Source organism: Streptomyces rimosus (genome assembly GCF_008704655.1).
Lineage (GTDB): Bacteria > Actinomycetota > Actinomycetes > Streptomycetales > Streptomycetaceae > Streptomyces > Streptomyces rimosus.
This window is the reverse complement of record NZ_CP023688.1, coordinates 9265110-9278962: the sequence shown is the minus strand read 5'-3', so window position 1 is coordinate 9278962 and position 13853 is coordinate 9265110. Positions and strand designations below refer to the sequence as shown.

General features: G+C 70.5%; 12 protein-coding genes. 5 read left to right on the top strand and 7 right to left on the bottom strand.

Features of this window, described 5'->3' with window-relative positions; translation table 11 throughout:
• Positions 1-503 precede the first annotated feature (503 nt).
• A complete protein-coding gene (locus tag CP984_RS40520; RefSeq protein WP_003979247.1) occupies positions 504-1283 on the top strand; it encodes a class I SAM-dependent methyltransferase in 780 nt (259 codons plus the stop codon).
• A gap of 897 nt (positions 1284-2180) precedes the next feature.
• Here the strand turns inward: CP984_RS40520 and CP984_RS40515 are convergent.
• A complete protein-coding gene (locus CP984_RS40515; protein ID WP_003979246.1) occupies positions 2181-3074 on the bottom strand; it encodes a LysR family transcriptional regulator in 894 nt (297 codons plus the stop codon).
• A gap of 102 nt (positions 3075-3176) precedes the next feature.
• Between CP984_RS40515 and CP984_RS40510 the strand changes: the two genes are divergently transcribed.
• On the top strand, positions 3177-4265 hold the full coding sequence (locus CP984_RS40510) for an alcohol dehydrogenase catalytic domain-containing protein (RefSeq protein ID WP_003979245.1): 1089 nt from the start codon (positions 3177-3179) through the stop codon (positions 4263-4265).
• A gap of 699 nt (positions 4266-4964) precedes the next feature.
• Here CP984_RS40510 and CP984_RS40505 read toward each other — a convergent pair.
• From CP984_RS40505 to CP984_RS40495, 3 genes are read right to left on the bottom strand one after another with little or no spacing between them, the layout of a single operon-like run.
• On the bottom strand, positions 4965-5570 hold the full coding sequence (locus CP984_RS40505) for a hypothetical protein (protein WP_003979244.1): 606 nt from the start codon (positions 5568-5570) through the stop codon (positions 4965-4967).
• Between the two features lie 2 nt (positions 5571-5572).
• Positions 5573-6664 carry a WXG100 family type VII secretion target gene (locus CP984_RS40500; protein WP_003979243.1) on the bottom strand — a complete coding sequence of 364 codons (1092 nt, stop codon included), beginning with the start codon at positions 6662-6664 and terminating at the stop codon, positions 5573-5575.
• A 1-nt stretch (position 6665) separates the two neighbouring features.
• Positions 6666-6980 carry a type VII secretion target gene (locus CP984_RS40495; RefSeq protein WP_003979242.1) on the bottom strand — a complete coding sequence of 105 codons (315 nt, stop codon included), beginning with the start codon at positions 6978-6980 and terminating at the stop codon, positions 6666-6668.
• Between the two features lie 537 nt (positions 6981-7517).
• On the opposite strand from CP984_RS40495, the gene CP984_RS40490 reads away from it, so the two are divergent.
• Entirely contained in the window at positions 7518-7775 is a 258-nt protein-coding gene (locus CP984_RS40490; RefSeq protein WP_129820941.1) for a hypothetical protein, read from the top strand.
• A 159-nt stretch (positions 7776-7934) separates the two neighbouring features.
• Here CP984_RS40490 and CP984_RS40485 read toward each other — a convergent pair whose 3' ends face one another.
• The 3 genes from CP984_RS40485 to CP984_RS40475 are packed head-to-tail and all read right to left on the bottom strand — an operon-like array spanning position 7935 to position 10505.
• Complete coding sequence (locus CP984_RS40485; RefSeq protein ID WP_003979241.1) at positions 7935-9158, bottom strand: beta-ketoacyl-[acyl-carrier-protein] synthase family protein; 1224 nt, start codon at positions 9156-9158, stop codon at positions 7935-7937.
• Positions 9155-9421 (bottom strand): acyl carrier protein, encoded by a 267-nt coding sequence (locus tag CP984_RS40480; protein ID WP_003979240.1) that lies wholly within the window; start codon positions 9419-9421, stop codon positions 9155-9157. Before CP984_RS40480 ends, CP984_RS40485 begins: the two co-directional genes overlap by 4 nt.
• Positions 9422-9461: 40 nt before the next feature.
• Positions 9462-10505: a 3-oxoacyl-ACP synthase III family protein gene (locus tag CP984_RS40475; RefSeq protein WP_003979239.1), complete on the bottom strand. Its 1044-nt coding sequence runs from the start codon at positions 10503-10505 to the stop codon at positions 9462-9464.
• Positions 10506-10697: 192 nt separating this feature from the next.
• On the opposite strand from CP984_RS40475, the gene CP984_RS40470 reads away from it, so the two are divergent.
• Entirely contained in the window at positions 10698-12950 is a 2253-nt protein-coding gene (locus tag CP984_RS40470; protein ID WP_003979238.1) for an MMPL family transporter, read from the top strand.
• Positions 12950-13852 (top strand): AurF N-oxygenase family protein, encoded by a 903-nt coding sequence (locus tag CP984_RS40465; protein ID WP_003979237.1) that lies wholly within the window; start codon positions 12950-12952, stop codon positions 13850-13852. The genes CP984_RS40470 and CP984_RS40465 overlap by 1 nt, the downstream gene beginning before the upstream one ends.
• The last annotated feature ends 1 nt before the right edge of the window (position 13853 follow it).

The following is a 13853-nucleotide window of genomic DNA, read 5'->3' as shown; positions in this document are numbered from 1 at the left end:
GCTCGCCAAAGATCGGACACACGAGGACATCTGTCCCCTCAATCCCACCGAGGTCCTGCGCCGGATTGCGCACGGTTCGCTGGGCGGGGCCCGCGGCCTTCGCCTCCACCGCGCCCAGGCGCTTCTCGTGCATCGTCAGGACCTCGGCGGAGCTGTCCTGGCAGCCCAGGAAGTCCGCTGTCTTCTCCAGGCAGGGTGCCACCTGGCGGATGTCCTCCACCCGCACCCCGGCTCCGAGCAGTTCACGTACGTTCACCACCCGGTGCACCGCGCGCGTCGTAGGTCCGCCATCCCCTGCCCGTGCGCTGCGCCGCCAGCAGCCCCTGCTGCTCGTATTAGCGAATTGAGCGCCGGCTCGCCCCCGTACGCTGCGCCAGCTCCCCGATCTGCATGGTCCCTCCGCGTTCTTCACGGCCGGGCCCGGTGTGCGGCACCGGGCGGGTGCAAATGGTCACGGCCAAAAACGATCACCGGAACCGGGGTCCGGGGGCGATGATGGGCAGATGGCTGTCAGCTCACGTGCTCATGCGTTCAATTCCGCTGCCGCCCAGTACGAGGCGAGCCGCCCTTCGTATCCTCCGGCGCTCTTCGACGCCGTCGAGGAGTTCCTGCAGTGCCCTTGGGCCGAGGTGCGTGCCGCCGATGTCGGCGCGGGCACGGGTATTGCGACCGCGCTCCTGCGCGAGCGGGGCGCCGAGGTGATCGGCGTGGAGCCCGGGGAGGCGATGGCTGCCGAGTTCCGCCGGGTCCTGCCGGACGTACCGATCGTCCGCGGTGACGGCGACCGCCTGCCCCTGGCGGGTTCCTCGCACGACCTCATCACCTACGCGCAGTCCTGGCAGTGGACCGACACCAGCCGCTCGGTCCCAGAGGCATTGCGAGTCCTGCGGCCAAGCGGTGTGCTCGCCATCTGGTGGAACACCACAGCCTTCGACGTACCGTGGATCCATGCCCAGCACCAGCGCATCGCGCAGCACTGCGGGGTGCCCCCGCGCTCTGCGGCGCGTCCTGATGACCACGAAGCCGTCCGGCTCGCCGGTCTGACCGGGCTACAGGTCACGCGCCGGCACATCCGCTGGCAGCGCACCGTCTCCCTCGACACCCACCTCGCCAACATCAGCAGCCGCTCCGCCTTCCTCATCCTCGACCAGAACGCAAACCGCGCCTTCCTCACCGAGGAGCGCGAACGACTGCGTGCGGCGTTCCCCGAGGAAGTTGTGGAAGAGACCTACGTTGTTGATCTGCTGATAGCCCGTTCGCCGATGACGCGTGCTGTGCCCTGACGCCTCGTGAGGTGAGGCACCTGCGTCTCGCGGGCCTGCGCCGGTGTCGGCTCGATCGGCGGAGTCAGCACGAGCCCAGCCTCGCCCTCGGCTGCCGTGGAACCGGCCCGCTGGGCGGGTGCGTACGGTCTTACGGCCTGCCCTTCAGGAACACGGTGGCTCGCTCATGAGCTGCGCTTTTGGACCGGGTGTTGGACGGGGCTCCGCTGCTGGTCTCCACCACCCAGCTTCCCCGCGTCGTCTGCGGGGCGCCGCGCCGAGCGACGCCCAGCGCGCTGCGGTACGCCGTGCCGTACGCCGCCTCCAGGACCAGGAGCTGATCGAGGTCCAGCGGCGGGGTGTCGGCCGGACGTACCCACCGGCATCGTGCCCATCCGCGCTACGAGCGACAGCTGGCGGTGTGCCCCGGGCCGGAGCAGGGCTGTGCGGGGTGCGCGTCGGCGACGTGGTGCGCTGCGACCTCGACGGCGAGGCCGCGGGCCACCGCCCGCGCGCGGCGCTGGTTTCCGGTCGAGCAGTCTCGATCCGAGGCGGACTACCGCACGTACGAGGTCGAGATCACCGGACTGTCCGCGCGGCGCGCGCCCTGACCGGCGATGAGCACGCGCAAAGAGACAGGTGCCCAAACCCAGACCACAACAGAGCCAACAAGCCGACTTCGGCCCCGCAGGCAGAGCCGCGGTGGGCAAACTGAAAGGAACGGACCACGAGCATCAGGAGAACGGCCGTGGATACCTCGCACACCACCAGCCCGACCACCCTGAGACTCGGGCACCGGCGCAGCGCCGGTGTCAGTAGTCCTATGGGCGCGGCCTGGTCGGCTTCGGTCTCCACCACCTGATACGTGCCGCCAGGGCCGTACGGGAAGGTAGGAGCCGACGGCCCTGGCGGCACGTATCAGGTGGTCGAGGTAATTGCCCGGGTGACGGATGTGATCGCCGGGGTGGGGCGGCCGGGGAGGCGCGCCACGAGAACCCGGCGGATCTCGGGAGGTGCGCCTTCGACATGCAGCAGGCTCACCCCGGGTGGCAGCACCGGTGAGAGCCGCGAGGGCACCGTTGTCACCCCGAAACCACCGGCGACCAGCTGAAGCTTCGTCAGCCAGTCGCGCGCACGGTGGACGATGTCCGGTCGTCCGGGCAGGCCGGGCCAGACGCCGAGCAGCGGCTCGGCGTTCGTCGCCGGGGTGGCGATCCACGGGGCGTCGACCAGTTCGTCGATGTGCACCACGGTGCGGCCGGCGAACTCTCCGGTCGAAGGCACCGCCACGACCAGTTCGGTGTCCGCAACGGTCTCGACGTGCAGGCGTGGCGACTCGCCGTCCAAGGGCCGGTGGGGCGGGCGGGAGGTCAGTACGGCGAGGTCGATCGAGCCCGCGCGCAGTGCCCGGATCAGGGAGGGTGTGGTGCCCTCGGTAGTCCTGAGCGTGATGTGCGGGTCGGTCACCGCCAGGCGGGCGAGCGCGGGAGGCAGGAGGGCCGCGCCCGCGCTCAGGAACAGTCCGAGCCGCACCGGTTCGGTCCGCGGGGCGGTGCCGACGAGGTCGCGCTCGGCCGCCGTCAGGCAGTCCAGGATCGTGCGGGCGTGACGCAGCAGGGTCAGGCCCGCGGGGGTGAGCCGCACTCCGTCGGGGCGGCGTTCGAACAGGGCGGCGCCCGCGCTGCGTTCGAGGGAGGCGGCCTGGCGTGAGACCGCCGACTGGGTGTAGCCGAGCCGGGTGGCTGCTGCGGTGAAGCTGCCGGACTCGGCGATCTGCCGCAGGACCCGCAGACCTGTGCTGGAGATGTCCATGCGGCATACGCATACCACGGATGCGTGATCGTCGCTTCCCGCATGCCTGCCGGGTTCCTAGTGTCGATCGCGACGAGCACGGACGAACACGGAGGTCATCACGTGCGAGCAGCAGTTCTGACGCAGTTCGGCGCCCCGCTCACGGTGCGGGAGGTGCCCGATCCCGAGGCCGGCGGCGGCGAGGTGGTGGTCGAGGTCCTCGCCGCCGGAGTGGCGCCCTACGCGGCCGAGGTCTTCAGCGGCGAGCGGAACTACCCCCTGGTCCCGCCCGTCGTGCCCGGGATCGGCGGCGTGGGACGGATCGTCCACGTCGGCCCGGACGCCACCCGGCTGCGCGTCGGCGACCTGGTGTGGTGCGACTCGACGGTGCGCTCGCGGGACGACGCACTGACGCCCGACATCACGCTCCAGGGCTGGAGTTCCCGCGGCGAGGGCGGCGCGCGCCTCGCCCGGTACCTGCACGACGGATCGTTCGCCGAGCTCATGCGGGTTCCGACGGAGAACGTCTTCCCGCTGCCCGCAGCGGCGGGTGACGACCCGGCCCGCTGGGCCGCCCTGACCGTGCACGTCATCCCTTACGGCGGGCTGCTGGCCGGCGGGCTCGCAGCGGGCGAGACGCTGCTCGTCAGCGGGGCCACCGGCAACCTCGGCAGCAGCGCGGTCGCGGTCGCGCTGGCGATGGGCGCGGGCCGCGTGGTCGCCCCCGGCCGCAACAAGGCCGCGCTCGACCTCCTCGCCGACCGGTTCGGACCGCGTCTGCGCCCGGTCCCGCTGACCGGGGACGAGGCCACCGACCGCACGGCGATGTCCACGGCGGCCGACGGCCCGATCGACATGGTGATCGACTTGCTCCCGCCGAGCGCACCCAGCTCGGCAGCGCGCACGGCGGCCATGACCGTACGCGAATACGGCCGCGTCGTTCTCATGGGCGGCGTCGGCATGCTCGGTGGCCATGACCTCGCACTCCCGTACCCGTGGATCATGCGCAACTCGATCACCGTGCGCGGCCAGTGGATGTACCCGCGGTCGGCCAACGTCGGCATCATCCGGCTACTCGCCTCGGGCACCCTGGACCTCGCCCCCGAAAAGGTCCGGTCGTTCGGCCTCAACGCCGTCAACGACGCCGTCACGTACGCCGCCTCACATGGCGGCCCGTTCGACCGCACCGCCCTCATCCCGTCGGCTCGCTGATACGACCGGCTGGTCCGGGGTGCCGCTCACGCGAGGTGGAGGGTGGCCAGGGCGATGGGAGACGAGGTGGTCGTACTTCGGCGTCGTGTCAGACTCGCGGTGTAGTGGTAGGAGCGGGCGTTGGCCGTCTTTTCCGGGCTGGTGACGGACACCGCGGCGGGCGGATGGCCGAGGTGTATCCGCTGGGGCGGCACCCGAGGCCTTCAGCGTCGCCGGGCTCACGTCGGGGTTCAGCGCGCCCGGCCGCTGCACGAGGCATCCTGCAGCGGCCGCGGCCTTGGACGGTGCGGCAGGGGCACGTACCGGGAACGGGAGGCCTGCACTGTGTAGCGGGGGTGCGGGCCGGGACCTTAAACGATCAGCGGCGGCGCTCCTACTGCTGCTTCCGTTCCCGGTGGCGGGCGTGCGGGCCGGTGTGGGGGCGGCTTTCTTGTCGGCCCCGCGGTTCTTGCCTCCGACGGCGCCACCGCTGCCGCCGGTGCAGTCGGCGTGTCGGCGTACACGCTGGCGTGCCCAGCGCCGTACGGATTAACAGGGGCCGTTGTTGATGCGGTGAGAGCTGTTGCTCGGCACGCTGCTGCCTGATCGTTAGGGACAGCGGAGGGCGGCTTACGGTGGTCTTGGACCCGCATCGCCGGATGAAGCTGCGGGGCCGAGCCGCTTGCCTGCGGGCGAGTCCAGTCTTGGGTGTGCCGCAGCTTACTTGGGCCAGTACCACGCCTGTTCGGGAAAGCTGTCGATGATGGTTGCGAGGGTTTCGGCGAGGGACAGAAGGTCCTCGTAGGTCTTGCGCCCATGCGTCCACCCGATCATGCGGTTTCCCTCGATGCGCCAGCCCAGTCGGGCGCTGTGCATGAGCCGTTCCATGGCGTACGTACTGATGAGCTCCGCGAAGTCGGGATCGTCGGCGCAGTAGCGGACCAGGTGGGTGCCGAGGTGGGGCAGGTCCTTGGCGCGGCCCGTGGCACGGTTGAGCGCGCGGATTCTTTCCATCCGCGATGACGCCAGTCGGCGGCTCGTCAAGGCGGTGGCCGGGAGGGCACGGGGCAGGGGAAAAACGGCCACGGAATAGGTCCATGCAACATTGGCCTTTCCGGTGCGCTGCCATGCGAGGAGGTGGAACAGGCTCACCTCCTGACCTCGGAAGCTGCCCTGGAGCAGATCGCGAAGGGCGATTCCATCGGGGCCGAAGCTGAACGGATAGCCGCGACGGTCGAACGTGTCGAGGTAGTCCCGGGCGCGCTTGCGGTACGTCCAGGCCGGGTCGTCCCGGAAGCGCTTGATGCTTTTGCGGACTTCGAACACGGTCAGTCAGAGCTGCCCAGTTCGGTGTTGGCTGCGTTGCCGGCGCCGTAGATGAGACCGTCGGCGGGTATCTGCTGCCATCCGGGGAGCCCCTCACGACCGGTCGCGCGGTGCTGGCCGCCACCGTCGTTGATCTTTTCGCCTGCGTGGTTCACGCCACCGCCGGCGGCTCCGGCAGCACCGCTGAACGCCGCGTCCCGGAGGATGTCCTTGTCCTCTCCTTCGATGATGATCTCTGCTCCGTCCGCCGCGGTCTGCCCGCCCGCGCTGCCCACCCCCTCCACGGCCATTCTGCCGGGCAGGTTCTTGCCGCCCAGTCCCTCTCCTAAAGCCTTGCCCGGAGCCCAGTCGGCTCCGTGTCCCCCGGAACTGCGCGCCCAGCCCTCGACTTTGCCCCCGAGCTTCCCCGCGCCTTCGACGATCCCCGTGCTCACCACACCGGCGACAGCGGCGTCCTGGAAGTCCTGCCCCCAAGTGATCTTCTGTCCCGTGAGCGCCTGTCCGCCGACGTTGCCGATGAAATTCGCGCCGGTGTTCTTGCCGAACTCGACGGCGAACTTGAGCAGCTTGCTGTCCTCCATCGCCTTCTTCACCGTCTCGATCGCCTTGGCGGCCCTGATCAAGAGCTGACCGAGCCGGGTGACCTCCGCCGTCGCCTCGGCGATCTCCGCCGAGGCCGCGCCCGCGGCGATGGCGTCGGAGAAACCCGCGGTCAGCACCGTCAGGCCGATGCCGATCGCCACCGTCGCGGCGATCTCCTCGACCACACGGTGCACCTCGTCATTGGCCTTCTCGATCGCATCAGCGGTGGTGTCGAGCTGATGAGCCACGGTTTCGAACTGTGGCAGCGCCTTGTCGACCTGGCTTCTGGTGTGCTCCCAGTGGGCGTGGAAGGCATCAGCCGCGGCGCCGGTCCAGTTGTCGCCGAGCCGGGTGACCTCGTGGTCCTGGGCCTCGACCGTGCTCTTCACATCGTGCGCCATGTGCCGCCACGCCTCGGCACACGCCCGCAGGACAGACGGGTCCCCACCAGGATTGAACAGATCGAAGCTTTTTTCGATCTTCGGCTGCTGCTCCTGCTCCTGACCGGGCATGTCACTTCCCCCCGAACTGCTGCGCCTGAGTGGAATCGGCCCCCTGATAGGACGCAACGGTGTACTGCAGGCCCGCGGCGTAGTGCCTCAGCCCGGCACTGAGCTGCCGCAGGGACGTCACCGTCTGGCGGGTCATCTCCACGTACTGGGACAGGACCTCGGTGGACTCGGACATCACCCCGAAGGCGTCGTTCACGTTCTCCGCACGGGTGGCGAAGGTACTGATGCGGTCGTCCAGACGTTCGGAAGAGGCCGTGAAGTCCCTGGCCAGCGCCGTAACCGGCGCGGGATGTATCGAAAAATGCTCGTGTGCCATCGCGGTCCCCCTGGCCGTGCCATGTCGTGATCAGTGCGCCCGGCCAACGTAGGCAGATGAACATCGCAAGTTGTGTTCAGCAGGCACCGATTTAACGGCTCATTGACCCGCTCCAGAGACCGGGCAGACTCGCCCATGGCGCCGGCCGGTGTCGGCGGCCGCGCGATGCCCCGGCGGCTGGAGGTGTCCATCGCTCTCCCGACGGCTGTCCTCGCGTCCGTGCACATCGAGCCGGACCGGCGGTGGCCACACCAATCCGCAACACGCTTTCGCGCGAGTCGACAGTCGCTCCCGAGGAGCGTTGGTGAAGACCTTGCAACGATAACCCAAACCCCCCTTGAGGTGCCTTCTGGCCAATGTTTCTACTGGAATCTCCGCGCCGCCACAGAGACACCCTCGAAACAGGAGGAGATTTTGCGCACAGCAATGCACAGGACTGTAGTGGCAGCCGCTGGCGCGACACTACTGGCAGGCACAGTCGGCGCCGGCCCGGCGGAAGCGAAAGGAAAGGATGTAATAGTTCAAAATTCCCGCGGCATGGCCAAGTTTGATCATCGAAGCGACAAGGTGGTCGCATGGGACAAGAAGCCCGACGGGCGCTGGATCGAGGCGGAAATCATGTGGAACCTCGGAGGCAAGCCGGGTACAGAAGGTTTCAGCGTTTACGCAAAAGGGGCCGGCACGCTGAAGACGAAACGTGCCCGTATCCCTGAGGGCAGGGCAGTAGCGATCCGGATGTGTGTATGGAAGCCTGGCCGCACGGATTGCTCGGCTTGGCATTATGGACGCGCCTGATCCTCGAATGCGAATGCCCTGCCTCCACCCTGGAGAGGCAGGGCATTCGGAAAATTGATCAAATGGAATCGCCCTATGAGGCAAGAACGCAGGCCACCTTCGCCCCATCCCGCCTCGGGTGAAGACACCCGAATTCCACGAATACGCCGGCACGAAAGCTCAAGCCCGCTGCAAGATCAGCACCGTGTTGTGCCCCCCGAATCCGCAGGAGTTGCTGGCGACCGCGTCCATGCGGTGCGAACGCGGGGCTTTGGCGACGACGTCGAGGGCGATGTCGGGGTCGAGGTGTTGGAGGTTGGCCGTGGGCGGGATGGTCTGGTGGTCGAGGGTCAGGGCGGCCAGCGCTGCTTCGATGGCGCCTGCCGCGCCGAGGGGGTGGCCGGTGACTCCCTTGGTGGAGGTGACGGGGGGCGGGTGGCCGTCGAAGACGCGGGTGAGGGCGGCACCTTCGATGCGGTCGTTCAGCGGCGTACCGGTGCCGTGGGCGTTGACGTGCCCGATGTCGGAGGTGGTCAGCCCGGCGTCGGCGAGGGCGGCCGTGAAGGCCTGCTCGATGCCCACGCCGTCGGGGTGGGGGGCCGCGTAGTGGTAGCCGTCGGTGGAGGTGCCGTATCCGCTGAAGTACGCGTAGGGCCGGGCGCCGCGGGACCGGGCGTCGGCCGCGCGTTCCAGGACCATCAGGCCGGCGCCTTCGGCGAGGACGAAGCCGTCGCGGTCCACGTCGAACGGGCGGCTGGCGCCCTCGGGGTCGTGCAGGCGGGTGGACAGGGCTCCCATCTGCGCGAAGCACGCGGAGGGCAGCGGGTGGCAGGGGGCTTCGGCGCCGCCGGCGAGGGCGATGTCGCAGCGGCCGGCCAGGAGCAGGTCGCGTGCGGTGCCAAGGGCGGTCGCGCCGGAGGCGCAGGCGGTGGTGACGGCCATGCTGGGGCCGTGGGCGCCGAGGGCGATGCAGATCTCCGCCGCGGCGGCGTTGGCGGTGGTGCGGGGGATCAACAGCGGGGAGAGCTTCTCGTAGGCGCCGTCGATGAGTTTGCGTACGGCGGGGATGACGAGGTCCTTGCTGTCGTAGCCGACTCCGACGACCACGCCGATCCGGGCGCCGTCCCAGGTGGCCGGGTCCAGGCCGGCGTCGTCGACGGCCTGCCGGGCGGCGGTCAGGGCCAGGTGCGTGAAGCGGTCCATGCGCCATACCTGCGGCCCGAGCACGGCTTGGACGTCGAACGGCGGTACACGGCAGCTGATGGGCACCGGCACCTCGCCCAGGGACGGGTCGACCGCGGCGGTGGGGGCCCCGGAGCAGACCGTGCTCCAGGTGGCTTCGGTACCGACTCCGGCGGGGGTGACCAGGCCGATGCCGGTGACGGCGATGTCGTCGCGCCTCATGCGAGCGTCTCCGACACCGGGGCGGGCTGGGCCTGGTCGAGCACGGTCGCCGCCTGGGCCAGGGTGACCTGAAGGGACTTCAGCGCGTCGTCGCCCGTGGGGACGCGCAGGCCCAGTTCGTCCTGGAGGACGCAGAGCAGTTCGACGACGGCGAGGGAGTCCAGGCCGATGTCCTCCAGGGTGGCCTCGGGCCGGATGGTGTCCTCGGGGATGTTGAAGTGGCTGATCAGTACGGACTTGACTGCTTCGTAGACAGGCGTCATCGGGCATTCCTCGGTCGTCGAGACGGGGCGGAGGGCGGCTTCACAGCCGCAGCGTCATCAGGCCGGCACTGCTGCCGGCGGCCAGACCGATGAGGGCGACGAGGTCGCCGGGGCCGGCCCGGCCGGTTTCGAGGGCGCGGGTGAGTTGCAGGGGAAGGGAGGCGGAGGCGACGTTGCCGTGCTCGGGGAGGGTGATGATCAGTTTGTCGCGGGGGACCCCGATCTCCGGCCCGCACAGTTCGTCGAGGTCGGCCAAGGCGACCTGGTGGGCGCCGATGAAGGCGAAGTCGTCGAAGGTCAGGCCGAGTTCGTCCAGTGCGCGGTTCAGGTGGGCGCGGCCGAGGGCTCGCAGGCTGTCGCGCATCCGGACGCTGTCCATGCGGAAACAAGCGGCTGCTTCCGGGCCCGAGCGGTGGCGCAGGGAGGCGATGCCGCCGTGCAGCACGGTCGCCGAGGGCCAAGCCGCGGAGTCGGCGGCGAAGCGGCAGCCGAGGATGCCCCGGGGCGGCAGTGGGCGAGGAGTCTCCTGGGCTCTCCACAGGAGGGCGGCGCCGGCGTCGGAGAAACCGTAGGCAGGCAGTGCGCGCGCGAACGCCGCCGCGTCGGGGATGCGCAACTGGGCGGCGACGGAGGGCGCCTCGCCGCAGGTGATCAGAATGGTGCGGTACCGCCCGGACGCGATCAGAGCCTGCGTGATCTCCATGGCGTTGAGCACACTGTTGCAGGCGTTCTTCACGTCGAAGACCGGGCAGGTCAGGGCGAGTTTGGCGGCCACGACGTGGGACGTCGCCGGCTCGATCATGTCCTGGCTGGCCGCCGCGAAAATCATCAGGTCGATGTCGGCGGGCCGGACGCCCTGGTCGGCCAGGAGCTTGCGGGCGGCGCCCGCCGCCAGATCGGACGCCTGCTGGTCGTCGTCGATCAGATGGACGCCCGTCACCCCGGTCAGCTGGGTGATCAGCCCGGGAGGCGGGGTGAAGCCGCCGCTGGCGGCCGCGATCTGGGCCTCCCGTTCGCCCATGCTGACCCAGCGCTCGGGCAGGTACGTGGTGGCGCCCGCCAGGCAGGCCCGAAGGTCGCTCATGGCCTCACGCTAGGGCGGCGCCGCCGGGCGCCACGGCTTCCCACGCCGTTGATGTGTTTAAGTGCCCGCGTTTGGCGCTACCGGGCGTTCGCCTGAAGAGGTGGCGATGTGTTGCCGGGCCCGCTCCCTGTCTACACATGGTGGCGACAAGGGAGTGCGGAAGCCCGTACCGCGAAGGGGTGAGTCACGACGATGCGCAGCCCCCGGTGCCGCGTTCCGTGGGTCATTCTGGTGCTGGCCGCAGGACTGGCGGCGACCTGCGCCTGGTTCGGGGCAGCGGTGGACGGGCGGCTGTCGCCGGGAGGGATCGTGCCGGCGGCGACCGAGGCAGCCCGTGCCGACCGGCTGCTGCGCGAAGGTTTCGCCTCCGCCCCGCCCCACCTCGTACTCGTCACCCGCGTGTCCGGCGCCGCCCGGTCGGTCGAAGACCGCGCCGCGGCGGCCGAGGGTGACCGGCTGGTACGGCGGCTGAGCGCCGACCGGTCCGTCGCCCAGGTGGTCTCCTACTGGCAGGCCAAGGCGCCGTCGCTGCGCTCGGCGGACCGGCGCAGCGCCCTGGTACTGGTGCGGCTGCACGGACGCGAGCAGGAGGCGACGGCGGCGGCCGGACGGCTGATGCCGCGGATGGCCGGCCGCCATGGCCCGTTGCAGGTCGAGGTCACCGGCGAGGCGGCCTCCCGCGCCGAGGCACTGCGGCTGGCCGGGCGGGACCAGATCCGCGCGGAACTGCTGGCCTTGCCGCTGACCGCGCTGCTGCTGCTCGTGGTGTTCGGCTCGGCGTTGGCCGCCCTCCTGCCCGTTGCCGTCGGTGTGCTGGCCGTACTGGGAGCCCAGGCCGTCCTGCGGCTGCTCACCTTCTGCACCGAGGTGGCGGTGAGCGCGACCAACATCTCCTCGGCGCTCGGGTTCGCCCTCGCCGTCGACTACAGCCTCTTTCTGCTCGCCCGCTACCAGGAAGAGGCCGCGGCCGGCGCCGAACCCGGCACCGCCCTGCGCACGGCACTGCGGACCGCGGGCCGGGCCGTGCTGTTCTCCGCGGGCACGGTCATCCTGTCGCTGGCCTCGCTGCTCGTCTTCCCGCACACCATCCTGCGCTCCATCGCCTACGGCGGCATCGCGGTCACCGCCTTCGCGGCCCTGGCCGGCCTGGTCGTGCTCCCGGCTCTCCTGACGGTCCTGGGGCCCCGCGTCCACCGGCCGGGCGTCCTCACGCGAGGGCGCCGCCGTATCCGTACCGGCCCTCACTCCGGGAGCCGGGCCGCCGGGCTGGGAAGGTGGGGGCGCATGGCCCGGGCCGTCCAACGACGGCCCGGACTGGTGGCTGTCAGCGTCACCGCGGTGCTGCTGGTGTTCGCCACCCCTTTCACCCGCGTGCAGATCGGTCTCTTCGACGATCGCGTCCAGCCTGCCTCCTCCACCGTCGCCAAAGCCGGTACGGTGCTGCGCCACGACTACCGACTCGGCGCCGTGATCACTCCGGCGACCGTGGTCCTGCCGCACTTCGACCCCCGGCAGCACGCCGCCGAGGTCGACGCCTACGCCCGGCGCGTCTCCCTCCAAAAAAGCGTGGACCGGGTGGAAACGGCCACCGGCTCCTATGCCCGCGGCGTCCACACGCCTCCGGCGGGCACCGCGGCATCCGCCTTCGCCTCGCCCCGCGGCGTCTGGCTGGCGGTCGCCACCTCCGGCGAGCCCTACTCCCCCGCCAACCGCGACCTCGCCCGGACCTTGCGCGAGCTGCCCGCTCCCGCGCCCGTCCTCGTCGGCGGGCCCGGCGCCGTCCTCGACGATGTCCAGCGAGCGCTCCTCTCCCGCCTGCCCTGGTGCCTGTTGCTGGCAGGGGCGACGCTCCTGTGCCTGACCCTGCTACTGACCCGACGGCCGGTCATGGCTCTCACGGCGCTGCTGCTCAACGCCCTGAGCCTGGCAGCCAGTTTCGGCGCCCTGGTCTTCGTCTTTCAGGAAGGCCATCTGGCCGGCCTCCTGGGCGGCTTTCCCGTCACCGGCACCACGGACGTGCTCATGCCGGCGCTCATCTTCGGCATCGCCTTCGGCCTGTCCATGGACTACGAGATCTTTCTGCTCGCCCGCGTCTGCGAGGAGTACGAACGGGCCCCCGACGCCGCCACCGCCGTGGTCCGGGGCCTGGACCGCACCGCGCGCCTGTTCACCTGGGCCGCGCTCACCCTGGCCGTCGTCATGGCCGCGCTGGCCACGTCGGACCTGGTGATGCTGAAGATCATCGGTGTCGGCCTCGCCCTCGCGGTCCTGCTCGACGCCACCGTCGTCCGCGGGCTGCTCGCCCCCGCCGTCCTGGCCCTGGCCGGACGCGCCGCCTGGTGGAGCCCCTGGCCCCGCCCGTCGACCCCCGTCCCGCAGCCCCTGCCGCACCGTCGGCCCCTCGCCGGGCCGGCCGGTACGAAACACCCCAGGAGTGACCCCTGATGACCGACCAGGCTCTGCGGCCCCACAGCCCCCACACCACCGCTCAGCGTCTGCTGGACGCCTCCGCGGCCCGCTCCCACGATCCCGCGACGGACATCGACTGGGACACCCCCCTGCTGGACGGTGCCTGGTTCTGGCCGCCCGAGCGGCTCGCGCTCTACGGCACCCCCCTGTGGGAGCGCATGGACCACCGGCAGCGCCTCGAACTCTCCCGCCACGAAGCAGCCCACATGGCCCAGATGGGGCACTGGTTCGAGCTGGCCATCATCCGCATGTTCACCCGCCACCTGATGAACCGTGACATCCTGGACGCGCGCGCCTTCTACGCGCTGACGGAAATGGGCGACGAGACCCGGCACATCACCATGTTCGGGCGGCTGCTGGCCACACTCGGCTGCCCGGCCCATCGCGTCCCGGCGCACGTCCGGCTCCCCTTTCCGCCGGCCGCTGCCGCGTTCCAGGACATCACCACTTTCACCAGCGCCCTGATCATCGAAGAAGTGCTCGACCGGCTCCAGCGGGAGGCCGCCCAGGACGACCGCGTCCAGCCCCTGGTGCGGTCGGTGTGCCGTCTGCACGTGGCCGAAGAAGCACGCCACGTCAGCTTCGCCCGCGCCGAACTGCGCGAAGCCGTGACGCACGCCTCCCGGAGCCGGCTGGCCCGCCACCGCCTCCTGACCGCCCTGGTCGCCTCCCACACCGTCCCGCCGCTCCTGCGCCCCGACCGGTACGGCGACCTCGGGCTCACCCCCGGCGAGGCCCGCCGCCAGGCACGCCACAACCTCCACCACCGCGCCACGATGCTCTGGTGCGGGGAAAAGCTGATCGCCTTCCTCACCGAAGTGGACCTGATCAGGCGCCCCCAGCACCACCTGTGGCGCCGCTCCGGCCTACTGGCCTGAC

Bases quoted from the DNA above. Each gene is read 5' to 3' on its own strand.
- CP984_RS40520 (WP_003979247.1), top strand. From the start codon at position 504: ATGGCTGTCAGCTCACGTGCTCATGCGTTCAATTCCGCTGCCGCCCAG.
- CP984_RS40515 (WP_003979246.1), bottom strand. From the start codon at position 3,074: ATGGACATCTCCAGCACAGGTCTGCGGGTCCTGCGGCAGATCGCCGAG.
- CP984_RS40500 (WP_003979243.1), bottom strand. From the start codon at position 6,664: ATGCCCGGTCAGGAGCAGGAGCAGCAGCCGAAGATCGAAAAAAGCTTC.
- CP984_RS40495 (WP_003979242.1), bottom strand. From the start codon at position 6,980: ATGGCACACGAGCATTTTTCGATACATCCCGCGCCGGTTACGGCGCTG.
- CP984_RS40490 (WP_129820941.1), top strand. From the start codon at position 7,518: ATGGCCAAGTTTGATCATCGAAGCGACAAGGTGGTCGCATGGGACAAG.
- CP984_RS40485 (WP_003979241.1), bottom strand. From the start codon at position 9,158: ATGAGGCGCGACGACATCGCCGTCACCGGCATCGGCCTGGTCACCCCC.
- CP984_RS40480 (WP_003979240.1), bottom strand. From the start codon at position 9,421: ATGACGCCTGTCTACGAAGCAGTCAAGTCCGTACTGATCAGCCACTTC.
- CP984_RS40475 (WP_003979239.1), bottom strand. From the start codon at position 10,505: ATGAGCGACCTTCGGGCCTGCCTGGCGGGCGCCACCACGTACCTGCCC.
- CP984_RS40470 (WP_003979238.1), top strand. From the start codon at position 10,698: ATGCGCAGCCCCCGGTGCCGCGTTCCGTGGGTCATTCTGGTGCTGGCC.
- CP984_RS40465 (WP_003979237.1), top strand. From the start codon at position 12,950: ATGACCGACCAGGCTCTGCGGCCCCACAGCCCCCACACCACCGCTCAG.